Raw genomic sequence first — 14,021 nt, 5'->3', positions numbered from 1 at the left:
CCTGGTCGTGGGGCTAGCCCCAAATACAACGCCTCTCCAAAAGAATCAGTTAGCTGCGCCTCTCGCCGTCTTGTTTTTATTGTGCGTGAGTCGATTCGTCTTATTTTTATTGTCTTGTGCATTGCTTGTTATTGTTCTTGTACCAAACATATAGCAGGTGCCGTGCCAACTTTTGCGAACCCCAATAAAACAAGGGGTTAGGTCGATATAACCGTTTTCGCAAGGCGAAAAAAAGCCGGGGTTTCGTTACCGATAACCCCGGCTTCTGTTACGTGAAAAGACTGAGGTAACAGTTTTTTCACATCTTCAACGGTAACCCGCACACTCGACAGGTAACGTTCAGCTCTCGCTGGCGACCCCGGTCTTGCGCCGTGGAATGCCCAGACGCTGACGGCGTTCCCACAGACATTTGCGGCTGACGCCCAGTTTGCGCGCCAGTTCGGTCTCGGTCATGTGGTCCTGATGCTCGAGCACGAAATGCTGGAAGTAGTCTTCCAGTGACAGGTCTTCGGTCGGTTCGTGGCTGCTGTTGCTGGCGTTACCGGCCGTTTGCGCCGGTAGACCGATGAATTCGTCGTCTTCCAGATCGCCCAGCTCGATGTCGATACCCAGCAGGTCGGCAGAGATTTCCGGGCTTTCGCTCAGAATCACCGCGCGCTCGACGGCGTTTTCCAGCTCCCGCACGTTACCCGGCCAGGAATAGTGACGAATTGCCTGTTCGGCATCGGCGGCAAACTTCAGGTCGGTGCGGTTGATGCGCGCGCTCTGGCGAGCGAGGAACGCATTGGCGATTTCGTTGACGTCGGCGCCACGCTCGCGCAGGGCCGGCAGTTTCAATGCGATCACGTGGAGGCGGTAGTACAAGTCCTCACGGAACTGGCCGATTTTCGCCAGGCTCTTGAGGTCCCGGTGGGTTGCAGCGATCAACCGGACATCGACTTTCTGCGACTGCACGGAACCAACCCGGCGAATCTCGCCTTCCTGCAATACGCGCAGCAAACGAGCCTGAGCTTCGAGTGGCAACTCGCCGATCTCGTCGAGGAACAGCGTGCCGCCGTCCGCCGCTTCCACCAGACCGGCGCGACCGGCGCTGGCACCGGTGAACGCACCTTTCTCGTGGCCGAATAGTTCGGACTCGATCAGGCTTTCCGGAATGGCTGCGCAGTTCACCGAGATCATCGGTGCCTTGGCGCGTTTCGACAGGTTGTGCAGGGCGCGGGCCACCAGTTCTTTACCGGTGCCGGACTCGCCCTGGATCAGCACGTTGGAATCGGTCGGGGCGACTTTACGGATCTTGCCGTAAAGGTCCTGCATCGGCGGACACGAGCCGATGATGCCGATTTCGCCATTGCTGTTGTCGATGGCGGATTTGCCGTTGCCATTGGCCGATTTGGCGGGAGCTGCTTCGCCGGCAGCAGGCGCCGACTGGCGATCGCGCAGGATCCGCGCGACAGCTTGAAGCATTTCATCGTGGTCGAAAGGCTTGGCGATGTAATCCACCGCGCCCATCTTCATCGAGTCGACCGCCGAGCGCAGGCTAGCGTAGCTGGTCATGATCAGCACCGGCGTGCCCTGGCCGAGCTTGATCAGCTCGGTGCCCGGAGCACCCGGCAGCCGCAGGTCGCTGACGATCAGATCGAATGTGGGAATACTGAAGCGTTCTTGTGCTTCCTGCACTGAACCGGCTTCGCTGACCTGGTACTGGTTGCGTTCCAGCAGGCGGCGCAAGGCGGAGCGGATAATGGTTTCGTCTTCGACGATCAAAATGTGCGGCATTGATTCGATACTCTCGACGGTCTCAGTTCACAGCGGACGTCGCTTCGACATGGCGCGGCAATGTCACCCGGATACGGGTGCCGCGCTGGCTCTGAACATCAGCCGGGCTGTCGATGGTGATTTGTCCATAATGCTCTTCAACGATGGAATAGACCAGTGCAAGGCCCAGACCGGTGCCTTCGCCAGGATCCTTGGTGGTAAAGAAGGGTTCGAACAATCGGTCCATGATGCTCGACGGAATACCGCTGCCTTCGTCTTCGACGATCAGATCGACCGTGTGTTCGCCGGCTTCGCTCTTGACCCGTACCGCACTGCCGGCAGGCGAGGCGTCACGGGCGTTGGAGAGCAGATTGATCAGCACCTGAGCGAGCCGCTGCGGATCGCCTTCGACCCAATGATCGGGATCGCACAGGTTGTAGAACTGGACTTCGAAATTGCGCCGGTTCAGGGCCAGCAGGCCGATGGCGTCCTGGGCCACTTCCGCCAGACAGACGGGCTCGTCACTGTGCTGATGGCTGCCGGCGTGGGCGAAACTCATCAACGACTGGACGATGCGTGACACGCGTTTGGTCTGTTCGAGGATCTGGCCGCTGATTTCCGTCAGTTCGCCGTCCTCTTCGCGTTCCTCGCGAAGATTTTGCGCCAGGCAAGCGATGCCGGTGATCGGGTTGCCGATTTCGTGGGCCACACCCGCTGCAAGTCGACCGATGCTGGCCAGACGCTCGGAATGCACCAGTTTGTCTTCGAGCATCTGGGTTTCGGTCAGGTCTTCCACAAGCAGCACGAGGCCGCTGTTGCCCGGTGCCAGCGGTTCGTCGATGGCCGCTTTGTGCAGGTTCAGCCAGCGGGTCTGGCCGTCGAGGGCCAGATGCTGTTTGTGCAAATGTTCGTCGGGCAGGTGGATGAAGCCTTGCAACAAATCTTTCCACGGATTGGCGATAGTGCTCAGGCGCGAGCCGACCACCCGTTGCGCGGCAATCCCGGTCAGCTCTTCCATGGCCTTGTTCCACATCAGGATCTCCTGATCCTTGGCCAGCGAGCAGACGCCCATCGGCAGTTCCTGCAAGGTCTGGCGGTGGTAGCGGCGCAAAGCGTCGAGTTCGGCGGCCAGACCGGTGAGGCGCGAGTGGTAGTCCTCGAGGCGGCTTTCGATGAAGTGGATGTCTTCTGTGACGTAATTTTCGCCGCCAGCCTTGTACGGCAGGAAGGTTTCCACCATGTCCTGGGCGACGCTCGGACCCATCAGGCCGGACAGGTTGGCTTCGATCCGGTCACGCAGGCGGCGCAAGGCATAAGGGCGACGCTCGTCGAATGGCAGATAAAGGTCGCGCAGGGCCTGCTCGACTTCTTTCTGCGCAGCCTTGGCGCCCAGCGGCTTGGCCAGTTGTGTGGCGAATTCCTGTGGCGAAGCAGCATGCAGTTCGCGGCGTTGCGGGCGGCGTACGTTATCCACAGCGCAGGCTTCGGCGGCGCTGGCCTCTTCCGGGCTGGCATTGGTGAACAGCGAAATCAGCGTGAACATCAGGACGTTGGCCGCCAACGAGGCGATGGCTGCCATGTGCCAACTGGTGTCGTCCAGCACGTAGATCATGTTCAGCAGCGGAATATAGAACCCCTGCAGATTGCCGACCAGCGGCAACAGCATCGTCACGACCCACACCACAATCCCCGCCAGTAGACCGGCGATGAAACCCCGACGATTGGCGGTCGGCCAGTACAGCACCGACAGCACACCCGGCAGGAATTGCAGGGTCGCAACGAAGGCGACGATGCCGAGGTTGGCCAGATCCTGCTCGGCGCCGAGCATCAGGTAGAAGCAGAAACCGGCCATGATGATCGCGACGATCAGCGCCCGGCGAGTCCATTTCAGCCAGCGATAGATATTGCCCTCGGCCGGTGGCTGATAGAGCGGCAGCACAAGATGGTTCAGGGCCATGCCCGACAGCGCCAGCGTGGTGACGATGATCAGGCCGCTGGCCGCCGACAGACCGCCGACATACGCCAGCAACGCCAGCGACTTGCTGTTGGCGGCGATGCCGATGCCGAGGGTGAAGTATTCCGGATTGGTCGTGGCGCCGAGTTTCAGGCCGGCCCAGAGAATCAGCGGCACGGCCAGGCTCATCAACAGCAGGAACAGCGGCAGGCCCCAGCTCGCGCTGACCAGCGAGCGCGGGTTGAGGTTTTCGGTGAAGGTCATGTGATACATGTGCGGCATCACGATCGCCGAGGCGAAAAACACCAGCAGCAACGTGCGCCACGGGCCTTCCTGCAACGGCGTGTGCAGGGCGGCGAGGGCGGTCTGGTTCTGCAGCAGCCACAGTTCAAGTTGCTGGGGGCCGTCGAACACGCCGTACAGCGCGTAGAGGCCGACGCCGCCGAGGGCGGCCAGTTTGATGACCGATTCGAAGGCAATCGCGAACACCAGCCCTTCGTGCTTTTCACGGGTGGCGATGTGACGGGAGCCGAAGAAGATCGTGAACAGGATGATCAGCGCACAGAACGCCAGGGCTACGCGATTCTGCACCGGTTCGCCAGTGAGGATGCCGATGGAGTCGGCCACGGCCTGGATCTGCAACGCCAGCAACGGCAATACGCCGATCAGCATGAAAATCGTGGTCAGCGCACCGGCCCAGGTGCTGCGAAAGCGGAAGGCGAACAGGTCCGCCAGCGACGAAAGTTGATAGGTGCGGGTGATCTTCAGGATCGGATACAGCAGCACCGGCGCCAGCAGAAAGGCGCCGGACACCCCGAGATAACTGGACAAAAAACCGTAGCCGTACTGATAGGCCAGACCCACCGTGCCATAGAACGCCCACGCACTGGCGTAGACCCCCAGCGACAGGGTGTAGGTCAACGGATGGCGAATGATCGCCCGCGGGATCATGCCCCGTTCACTGATCCACGCCACACCGAACAACGCGGCCAGGTAGGCGGCGCTGATCAGCAGCATCTGGGTCAGGCTAAAGCTCATCGGCATCTTTTTGGCTCTGCAGGATGAAGGTCACGACAATCAGGATCAGCCAGAGCAGATAAGGGCGATACCAGGCGCCCGTAGCGTCGATCCACCAATCCATGATGGCGGGAGAAAACAGGTAGATCCCCACGACCAGAAGCAGGACCAAGCGATAGATGTACATCCCGGCCTCTCTTTTTTATGCGCGTGCCCGAAAACGTGCGGCGATGGTAACGGATGGGCGCGCCACTGCAAGTGCCGTCACTTCAGTTGCGCTTCGGGCAGGGTCAGTGTGCGCGGGATTTTCAAGGCATCCCAGTGGGCGCTGCCCCAGTTCAACAGTTCTTGCGGCGAGGCGTGGGCCAGTTCGGGCCCCGGGTTTTGCCCCAGCGCGCGCAAGGCGCGGAGCAGCAGCGGGGTGGCCTGATCGACTTCCAGCGGTGGCGAACGATAGGACTTGCCGAGCTTGTTGCCGTCCGGCTGGGTAATCAGCGGCAGATGCAGATAGCGCGGTTGGCGCAGGCCCAGCAATTCTTGCAGATAGAGCTGGCGCGGCGTCGAGTCGAGCAGGTCGGCGCCGCGCACGATGTCGGTGATGCCCTGCCAGGCGTCGTCCAGCACCACTGCCAGTTGGTAGGCGTACAGGCCGTCGCGGCGGCGGATCACGAAATCCCCCACGTCGCGGCCCAGATGCTGGCGGTATTCGCCCTGCACCCGGTCGATGAAGTGGTATTCCAGCTCCGGCACGCGCAGGCGAATCGCCGCGTCTTCCTGGCCATGGCCGGCATTGCGGCACAGTCCCGGATAAATGCCGTGGTACGGCTCCAGTTGTTTGCGTGAGCAGGTGCAGGCGTACGCCAGGCCATGATTGAACAGGCTGTCGAGCACTTGGGCGTAGGCCTCGTGCCGATCGCTCTGGCGGACCATGTCGCCGTCCCATTCGAAGCCATAGCTTTCCAGCGCCTTGAGAATCGCCGCTTGCGCGCCCGGTTCCTCGCGAGGCGGATCGAGGTCTTCCATGCGCACCAGCCAGCGACCGCCCACCGAGCGTGCGTCCAGATAAGAGGCCAGGGCGGCAACCAGCGAACCGAAGTGCAGGTGCCCGCTGGGGGTTGGGGCAAAGCGGCCAATGTAGGCGGGGGAGGTGTTGGCAGTCATGAGGGCGATGTTACTTGAGAGTCAAAAAACAGCAGAAACAAAAACGGAGCGTTCGCACGCTCCGTTTTTCGTTCAGGCCGGGATTATTTGCCGACCTGCTTTTCCTTGATTTCCGCCAGGTTCTTGCAGTCGACGCACATGTCGGCAGTCGGACGGGCTTCAAGGCGCTTGACGCCGATCTCGATGCCGCAAGAGTCGCACCAGCCGTACTCTTCGTCTTCGATCAGTTGCAGGGTCTTGTCGATCTTCTTGATCAGTTTGCGCTCGCGGTCGCGGGCGCGCAGCTCGAGGGCGAACTCTTCTTCCTGGCTGGCACGGTCGGCCGGATCAGGAAAGTTGGCCGCTTCGTCTTTCATGTGATCAACAGTGCGGTCGACTTCCTGCATCAAGTCCAGTTTCCACTTGGTCAGGATCTTGGTGAAGTGCGCGCGCATTGGAGCGCCCATGTACTCTTCGCCCGCTTTCGGGACGTAGGGTTCGAAACCGCTGAGTGTCTGACTTGCCTGTTGCTTTGCTTGGGTGGGCATGAAATGGACCGCCTCTACTCTTGTAATCCATTGCGCAGGATTGCTCCATCACCGACACCTGCCGGCCCTGCGGCTGCAAGCGGGCGAACTTACCAGATCAATTCGGCCCGCGCTACTCCCGGATGTCGAGCGCGCGGCCGGTGGGGCTTGCAAATGTTTGCCAAGCCATGTCGGGCAATGTTGCAGACCTGCTCAATCACTGATTTTAGTCAATCCTGGAGCGTACGCTCGGGTCGTTACAGTCCAGTGTTCTTGAGGCTGTGACCGCTGCGGGTTCTCGCTCGTTCCGGCAGATGGGTAGAATCGTTTCTTTTCCCTCGTTGAAGGAAGGCCAATGGCTCAGCCCTACAGTGCGCGCAGTCGTGCGATCGAACCGTTCCATGTGATGGCGTTGCTGGCGCGGGCCAATGAATTGCAGGCCGCCGGCCACGACGTGATCCACCTGGAAATCGGCGAACCGGACTTCACCACCGCCGAGCCGATCATCCGCGCGGGCCAGCAAGCCCTGACGGCCGGGAAAACCCGCTACACCGCAGCCCGTGGCATTCCCGAGCTGCGCGAGGCGATTTCCGGCTTCTATCAAACGCGCTACGGCCTGAACATCGATCCACGCCGGATTCTCATCACCCCCGGCGGTTCCGGCGCGTTGCTGCTGGCCAGTGCGCTGCTGGTGGATCCGGGCAAACACTGGCTGCTGGCCGACCCCGGCTACCCTTGCAACCGGCATTTTCTGCGCTTGGTCGAGGGCGCGGCGCAGCTTGTGCCGGTTGGCCCGGACGTTCGCTATCAACTGACGCCGGACCTGGTGGATCGCCACTGGGATCACGACAGCGTCGGTGCTCTGGTCGCTTCGCCAGCCAACCCGACCGGTACGATTCTGACCCGTGATGAACTGGCCGGGTTATCCACAGCCATCAAGGCGCGTCACGGGCATCTGGTGGTGGACGAGATCTATCACGGCCTGACTTATGGCACCGACGCAGCCAGTGTGCTGGAAGTGGACGACAGTGCATTTGTCCTCAACAGTTTCTCCAAATATTTCGGCATGACTGGTTGGCGTCTCGGCTGGCTGGTGGCGCCGGATGCGGCGGTCAGTGAATTGGAAAAACTCGCGCAGAACCTCTACATCAGCGCGCCAAGCATGTCCCAGCATGCGGCGCTGGCCTGTTTCGAGCCGGACACCATCGCGATTCTTGAAGAGCGCCGCGCCGAGTTCGGCCGTCGTCGCGACTTCCTGCTGCCGGCACTGCGTGAACTGGGCTTCAACATCGCTGTTGAACCAGAAGGCGCGTTCTATTTGTATGCCGATATCAGCCAGTTCGGCGGCGATGCCTTCGCGTTCTGCCGGCATTTCCTTGAAACCGAACATGTAGCGTTTACTCCGGGGCTGGATTTCGGCCGCTATCAGGCCGGCCATCATGTGCGCTTTGCCTACACACAAAACCTCCCTCGCTTACAGGAAGCGGTGGAACGCATCGCCCGTGGCTTGAAGAGCTGGCAAGGCTGATGCGCTTTCATCCTCCTCTCGAAGAAGGTCAGTTGATCCGCCGTTACAAGCGTTTTCTCGCCGATATCGAAACCGTTGGCGGCGAGTTGCTGACCATTCATTGCCCGAACACCGGCTCGATGCTCAATTGCCAGGTTGAGGGCGGCCAAGTCTGGTTCAGTCGCTCCAATGACCCCAAGCGCAAACTGCCTGGCACCTGGGAAATCGGGGAAACTCCACAGGGCCGGCTGTTTTGCGTGAACACAGGACGCGCCAACGCACTGGTCGAAGAGGCCCTGCAGGCCGGCGTCATCAGTGAGCTGAACGGTTTTACCAGGCTCAAGCGCGAAGTAGCGTACGGACAGGAAAAGAGTCGAATCGACTTTCGCCTCGATTACCCGACGGGGCCGGCATACGTGGAAGTGAAAAGTGTCACTCTGGGTTTCGACGGCACGGCGATTGCGGCATTTCCCGATGCAGTGACCCAGCGCGGAGCCAAGCATTTGCGTGAGCTGGCGCATCTGGCCCGGGACGGGATTCGCGCGGTGCAGTTGTACTGCGTCAATCTCACGGGTGTCGAAGCGGTGCGCCCGGCCGAGGAAATCGACTCGGCCTACGCCGCTGCGTTGCGCGAGGCGGTGGCATGCGGAGTCGAGGTCCTGGCGTACGGCGTGCGTTTGAGCCATGAAGAGATGGTGATCGACCGGCGTCTGGACGTGCTGCTCAACGCTTAAACATCGATCCACAACCCTTGCGCGTCTTCACGGCAAGGAATGGCCGTCAGCGATTGCCCGGCGCAGGGGCCGGCGACGCATTCACCGTCCTCGATCAGAAACAGTGCGCCGTGGGTGGCGCACTGGATCAGGCTGTTGCTCGGGTCGAGAAACTGGTCGGGATGCCATTCCAGGCCGACGCCCCGATGCGGGCAGCGATTGAGGTAGACATACGCCTGCCCCGCACGACGCACGGCAAACAGTTTTTTCCCGTCGATATCGAAACCGCGACTGCCGCCCTCAACCAGATCGGCACCCGCGCAAAGAAACTTCATGGCTATCCTCAAGTGTCGGCTCGTGTCTGGATATGTCCGAGCTTGACGTTCAAATGCAAACAATTATCAAATGGCCGACTTCGCCCGTGGCGAGGTGACCGCTGCCGAGGATACTTGGCCTGCCGTCCCGATGCCCGGGAAAACCTTTCAAGGAAGCTGTCTATGCGCCTGAGTACCCGCGTTGCCGTGCTGTGTGTCGGACTTTTGGTCAGCCACCAGGCTGCAGCGGCCGAGTTGCCGCAACGTTGGGTCAGCGCTGGCGGTGCGTTGTCGGAGTGGGTAAGTGCGCTGGGTGGCGAAGCCAAACTGGTAGGCGTCGACACCACCAGCCAGCACCCTGACTCCCTCAAGTCGCTGCCGAGCATCGGCTATCAGCGCAGCCTGTCGGCGGAAGGCATTCTCAGCCTGCGCCCGGACATCCTCATCGGTACTGAAGAAATGGGCCCGCCGCCGGTGATCTCGCAGGTTCGCAGCGCCAAGGTGCAGGTGGAACTGTTCTCGGCTCAGCCGGATCTGCCGACACTCGAAAAAAACGTCACTCATCTGGGGCAGTTGTTGGGTGCCGAAAGCCAAGCCGCGCAATTGCTGCAAAGTTATCAACAGCAACTCGATGCGCAGAAGGCGCGTGTAGCTGAAGCGCAGACCAAGCAGAAGGCGCCTGGCGTGATGTTATTGCTCGGGCATGCAGGCGGCAAACCGCTGATCGCCGGCAAAGACACCGCCGCCGATTGGCTGCTGCAACAGGCGGGCGGGCATAACCTTGCGACCCACACCGGTTACAAGCCGTTTTCCGTGGAGTCCCTGGCCAGCCTCGATCCTGAAGTGCTGGTGTTCGCTGACCGTGCGCTGACCGGCGAGGCGGCGAAAGCGGCGTTGTTCAAGGAAAACCCGATCCTCAATTCCAGCCGTGCGGCCAAGACCGGACGCGTGCTGGAGCTGGATCCGACGCTGCTGGTGGGCGGGCTCGGGCCGCGTTTGCCCGCTGCGCTGAAGGTCCTGTCTGACGGTTTCTACCCGGCCAAGAGCGGCCAATGACCACGCTGGTCAAACCCCGTGGCTTGTTTATCGGCCTGATCCTGCTGTGTCTGCTGGCGATCTGGCTGTCGCTGGCGTTGGGGCCGGTCAGTCTGCCGTTGTTCGATACCTTGCGTGCGGCGCTGCGCATGATCGGTGTGCCGCTGGCGCCGGAAGGGCTGGAACAGGCTGAGCTGATTCTCGGGCAGATTCGTCTGCCGCGTACGTTGCTGGGGCTGGCAGTCGGCGGAGTGCTGGCGCTGTCCGGGGTGGCGATGCAGGGGCTGTTTCGCAACCCTCTGGCCGATCCTGGATTGGTTGGCGTGTCCAGTGGTGCTGCTTTAGGCGCTGCGGTGGCAATTGTCGGCGGTTCGTTTTTCGGCGGTCTGCCGGAATGGTTCGGGCCTTATCTGCTGTCGGTTTGCGCGTTTTTAGGTGGTCTTGGCGTAACTGCGTTGGTCTATCGACTAGGCCGCCGTAACGGGCAGACGAATGTTGCGACCATGTTGCTGGCGGGGATTGCCCTGACGGCTTTGGCCAGTTCGGCGGTGGGACTGTTTACCTATCTGGCCGACGACGCGACATTGCGTACGTTGACGTTCTGGAACCTGGGCAGCCTGAACGGCGCGAGCTATGCGCGGTTGTGGCCGCTGCTGATCATCACCGCCGGTGTTGCGCTTTGGCTTCCACGTCGGGCGAAGGCGCTCAATGCGTTGCTGCTCGGCGAATCGGAAGCCGGGCATCTGGGGATCGATGTCGAGCGGCTCAAGCGCGAATTAGTGTTCTGTACGGCGTTGGGTGTCGGCGCTGCGGTGGCGGCGGCGGGCATGATCGGATTTATCGGGCTGGTGGTGCCGCATCTGGTGCGCTTGCTCGCGGGGCCGGATCATCGGGTATTGCTGCCGGCATCGGTGCTGGCCGGGGCGAGTCTGTTGCTGCTGGCGGATCTGGTGGCACGGCTGGCGCTGGCACCGGCGGAGCTGCCGATCGGCATCGTCACGGCATTCATCGGTGCGCCGTTCTTCCTTTATCTGCTGCTGCGAGGGCGTGCCTGATGCTGCGTGCGCAAAATCTGCACATCCGCCGTGGCCGCAAAACCGTTCTGGCCGATGTCAGCCTGCAACTCGAACCGGGCGAAGTGCTGGGCGTGCTGGGCCCCAATGGCGCCGGTAAGAGTACTTTGCTCGGCGCGTTGTGCGGTGAGCTGAGCGCACACGACGGGGAAGTGCTGCTGGACGGTGAGGCATTGAGCCATTGGAGCGGCACTCAGCGCGCCCAGCGGCTGGCAGTGTTGCCGCAGGTGTCGACCCTGGATTTCGCCTTCCGTGTTGAAGAAGTGGTCGGCATGGGGCGGCTGCCTTATCAGAGTGGACGTTTGCGCGATGACGAGATCGTCGCTGACGCTTTACGGGCGGCCGATGCGGGGCATCTGAGTGGCCGCAGTTATCTGGCGTTGTCTGGCGGCGAGCGTCAGCGGGTGCATCTGGCGCGAGTGCTGGCGCAACTCTGGCCGGGGCAGGCGGGGCAGACGTTGCTGCTCGACGAGCCGACCTCGATGCTTGATCCGCTGCATCAACACACGACGCTGCAAGCAGTACGCAAATTTGCCGATCGCGGCGCGGCGGTGCTGGTGATCCTGCATGATCTGAATCTGGCGGCGCGCTATTGTGATCGCATCCTGCTGCTGGAAGGCGGACGCCCGGTGGCACTGGATACGCCGCAACAGGTGTTGCGCCCGGAATCGCTGAAGGCGGTTTTCGGTCTGGAAGTATTGGTGCAGCCGCACCCGGAGCGCGGGCATCCGCTGATCATCGCCCGCTGATTTCGTCATCGAGGTGAGGGTATGCGCGGGATTTTGCTGTTGGCGGTGTTGTGGCTTTCAGGTTGCCAGCATGTTGCGGCGCCGCCGGTCGTGGGCGAGATCCGTGATTTGCGCAGCGGCGAGAGTCTGACGGCGCAGCAATTACTGACGCAGCTCAGCAGACCGGCACGGGTGGTCGTTGGCGAGCAGCATGACAACGCCGATCACCATGCCCTTCAATTGTGGTTGTTGCAGAACCTCGAAGAAGCGCGCCCCCAGGGCAGTCTCCTGCTGGAAATGCTGACGCCCGATCAACAGTCGCGGGTTGATGACGTTCGTCATGCCGCAACGCCACCGGCTGATCTTCCTGCTGCACTGGCCTGGCAGGACGGCTGGGACTGGAATCTCTACGGACCGATTGTGCGGTTCGCCCTGACGCAAACCGGGCCGTTGCTGGCAGCCAACCTCGATAACATCGAAATACGCGCGTTCTATCGTGATCCTCCGGTTTTGAGCGGTGCGCGGAGTAACGCCAAATCTGTGAGAGAGACGCTGCTGGAGCAGATCGGCGATTCTCACTGCGGTTTGCTGCCGTCATCTCAAATGCCGGCGATGCTGGCCGTTCAGCAACAACGGGATCGGCGCATGGCCTCGCGTTTGTTGGCGGCGCCCGCGCCTGCCTTGTTATTGGCGGGTGCGTTTCACGCGCGCAAGGATGTGGGCGTGCCGCTGCATGTGCTCGATCTGGGCGCACCCGAAGCGCCGACGGTGCTGATGCTGGCGGAGCAGGGCAGTCAGGTTACGGCGGCGATGGCTGATTATGTCTGGTACACGCCAACCACGCCGAAACCGGATTATTGCGCCGAGATGCGTAAGCAGTTCAGTAAGAAATGACTTTTCCACAGGCAAAAAAAGACCCGGTAAAAACCGGGTCAAATAACCGTGATTAGCCTGATGAGGAGATAATCTGAGAGTCCGAACCAAGGGCTTTTCAGAATATCGACTGATCTCGCGACCAGTTGTGATAATCATAGCGATTCTCATTACCAAGTCAACTGCTGTTTTTTCATTTCTTTGGTTTTGTCCCGGCAATGGCGTAAACGTCCCGTGAATATGGTCGTCAGGTCTGAGCTGTGAGCTGCTTGTTGAGCTGGTCGATACGCCGCGCCATGCTTTCGATCAGGCTGTGGGCGATTTTCGGATTGGTGCGGGTCATGCTCAGAAACTGATCGCCGGGTATCAGCATTACCGTGCTTGCCTCCCGGGCAATGACCGTCGCGTTGCGCGGCTCGCCAGTGAACACCGCCATTGCGCCGAATATTTCATCCTTGGGCACGTCACCTACTTTGTGCCCGTTCACAAACGCTTCGGCGTGTCCTTCGATGATCACGAATACATGGTCGGCGGTGTCGCCTTGGCGGATCAGGACGCTCCCCGGCTCAACTCGTTTGAATCCATTGGTGCTGCGAAACTCGCGCGGCTTGAACTCGGCAACGGCGTGGGCCAGCAGCGCCATTTGCCCGAGCAGATAGCGCAGAAACTGCTCCGAGCGTGACGAGTCTCCGTACACATGTTGAAACAAATTGCTTCGACGATAAGGCAGCAATGTCACTGGGTTTTCCGCGTACAAGCTGCAATCCACCCATTCCGGACCCTGCTGCAGGCCCATCAAATCTCCCTCGTGCCAGTAGAACAAGCCTCGACCACTGAGTCGGCCGGTGATGACGCCCTCCGTCAGCAAGAACAACTGGTCGTCCGGCAAGCGTGCCAACAGATCATCTGTGGCTTCCAGTTCCAGAGCCGGCCCGCACGGTGCCAAGCCTTCGAGCCATTGCGCAGGCAAGCTCTGCAAGTGGTTGATCAATGCATCGGCCTGGGCCGATTGTTCCCCGAGCAGGTACATGGCGGTCAGCGCCCGTTAGTTCTTGTGACGAGAGGAAATGGCTTCCAGCTGCTTGTTCAACGCATCCTTGCGTTCGGCGGGAATGTCGTTCCAGTGCACGTCCATCAGCGCCCCTTCGATCGCATACAACAACACCTTCGACGCCCGAAACCCGCGAGTGCGCACGGCCCGGTAGGCATCCACCGCGCCCAGGCGACGCAAGTCCGAGGCGCTATGGATGCCCACGGCATGCAGCCATTGCGCCGACGTCTTGCCAAGATTCTTCAGGTGTTGCAGTTCATCATTCATCAAGCCTCCTTGCGACGGCCGAATGGTGCGTGGGCGAGCTTCTCAGGAGTGTAGCCATCAGTAGGAA

14 protein-coding genes are annotated in these 14,021 nt (G+C 61.0%); 6 read left to right on the top strand and 8 right to left on the bottom strand.

Features of this window, described 5'->3' with window-relative positions; all coding sequences use genetic code 11:
* Positions 1–339 precede the first annotated feature (339 nt).
* The 5 genes from QR290_RS25040 to dksA form a co-directional block, all read right to left on the bottom strand.
* On the bottom strand, positions 340–1,776 hold the full coding sequence (locus QR290_RS25040; protein WP_289203816.1) for a sigma-54-dependent transcriptional regulator: 1,437 nt from the start codon (positions 1,774–1,776) through the stop codon (positions 340–342).
* 22 nt (positions 1,777–1,798) lie between these two features.
* The gene (locus QR290_RS25035; protein WP_007959612.1) at positions 1,799–4,753 is read right to left on the bottom strand and encodes a sensor histidine kinase; all 2,955 of its coding nucleotides are present in this window, start codon (positions 4,751–4,753) and stop codon (positions 1,799–1,801) included.
* A complete protein-coding gene (locus QR290_RS25030) occupies positions 4,737–4,913 on the bottom strand; it encodes a hypothetical protein (protein WP_003176118.1) in 177 nt (58 codons plus the stop codon). Before QR290_RS25030 ends, QR290_RS25035 begins: the two co-directional genes overlap by 17 nt.
* Positions 4,914–4,990: 77 nt before the next feature.
* A complete protein-coding gene (gene gluQRS, locus QR290_RS25025; RefSeq protein WP_289203815.1) occupies positions 4,991–5,887 on the bottom strand; it encodes a tRNA glutamyl-Q(34) synthetase GluQRS in 897 nt (298 codons plus the stop codon).
* Positions 5,888–5,970: 83 nt separating this feature from the next.
* Positions 5,971–6,414 carry an RNA polymerase-binding protein DksA gene (gene dksA, locus QR290_RS25020; RefSeq protein WP_007959616.1) on the bottom strand — a complete coding sequence of 148 codons (444 nt, stop codon included), beginning with the start codon at positions 6,412–6,414 and terminating at the stop codon, positions 5,971–5,973.
* 334 nt (positions 6,415–6,748) lie between these two features.
* Here dksA and QR290_RS25015 point away from each other — a divergent pair, with 334 nt between their 5' ends.
* A complete protein-coding gene (locus QR290_RS25015) occupies positions 6,749–7,921 on the top strand; it encodes a pyridoxal phosphate-dependent aminotransferase (RefSeq protein WP_289203814.1) in 1,173 nt (390 codons plus the stop codon).
* Positions 7,921–8,634: a DNA/RNA nuclease SfsA gene (sfsA, locus tag QR290_RS25010; protein ID WP_289203813.1), complete on the top strand. Its 714-nt coding sequence runs from the start codon at positions 7,921–7,923 to the stop codon at positions 8,632–8,634. The genes QR290_RS25015 and sfsA overlap by 1 nt, the downstream gene beginning before the upstream one ends.
* On the opposite strand, the gene QR290_RS25005 is transcribed toward sfsA, so the two are convergent.
* A complete protein-coding gene (locus QR290_RS25005) occupies positions 8,631–8,948 on the bottom strand; it encodes a Rieske (2Fe-2S) protein (RefSeq protein WP_085689800.1) in 318 nt (105 codons plus the stop codon). The genes sfsA and QR290_RS25005 overlap by 4 nt on opposite strands.
* A gap of 162 nt (positions 8,949–9,110) precedes the next feature.
* On the opposite strand from QR290_RS25005, the gene QR290_RS25000 reads away from it, so the two are divergent.
* From QR290_RS25000 to QR290_RS24985, 4 genes are read left to right on the top strand one after another with little or no spacing between them, the layout of a single operon-like run.
* Positions 9,111–9,983 (top strand): heme/hemin ABC transporter substrate-binding protein, encoded by an 873-nt coding sequence (locus QR290_RS25000; RefSeq protein WP_289203812.1) that lies wholly within the window; start codon positions 9,111–9,113, stop codon positions 9,981–9,983.
* Between the two features lie 50 nt (positions 9,984–10,033).
* Positions 10,034–11,017 carry a FecCD family ABC transporter permease gene (locus tag QR290_RS24995; protein WP_289205330.1) on the top strand — a complete coding sequence of 328 codons (984 nt, stop codon included), beginning with the start codon at positions 10,034–10,036 and terminating at the stop codon, positions 11,015–11,017.
* Positions 11,017–11,784 carry a heme ABC transporter ATP-binding protein gene (locus QR290_RS24990; RefSeq protein WP_115079225.1) on the top strand — a complete coding sequence of 256 codons (768 nt, stop codon included), beginning with the start codon at positions 11,017–11,019 and terminating at the stop codon, positions 11,782–11,784. The genes QR290_RS24995 and QR290_RS24990 overlap by 1 nt, the downstream gene beginning before the upstream one ends.
* Positions 11,785–11,805: 21 nt before the next feature.
* Positions 11,806–12,657 carry a ChaN family lipoprotein gene (locus QR290_RS24985; protein WP_115079224.1) on the top strand — a complete coding sequence of 284 codons (852 nt, stop codon included), beginning with the start codon at positions 11,806–11,808 and terminating at the stop codon, positions 12,655–12,657.
* Positions 12,658–12,883: 226 nt separating this feature from the next.
* Here QR290_RS24985 and QR290_RS24980 read toward each other — a convergent pair whose 3' ends face one another.
* Positions 12,884–13,666, bottom strand: coding sequence for a Crp/Fnr family transcriptional regulator (locus tag QR290_RS24980; protein ID WP_115079223.1), 783 nt, complete (start codon positions 13,664–13,666; stop codon positions 12,884–12,886).
* 15 nt (positions 13,667–13,681) lie between these two features.
* Positions 13,682–13,954 carry a TfoX/Sxy family protein gene (locus tag QR290_RS24975; RefSeq protein ID WP_003228231.1) on the bottom strand — a complete coding sequence of 91 codons (273 nt, stop codon included), beginning with the start codon at positions 13,952–13,954 and terminating at the stop codon, positions 13,682–13,684.
* Positions 13,955–14,021 lie beyond the last annotated feature (67 nt).

Source organism: Pseudomonas fluorescens, assembly GCF_030344995.1.
Taxonomy (GTDB): Bacteria; Pseudomonadota; Gammaproteobacteria; order Pseudomonadales; family Pseudomonadaceae; genus Aquipseudomonas; species Aquipseudomonas fluorescens_BF.
The sequence above is the reverse complement of the archived record's forward strand: the minus strand, read 5'-3'. Positions and strand labels throughout refer to the sequence as shown.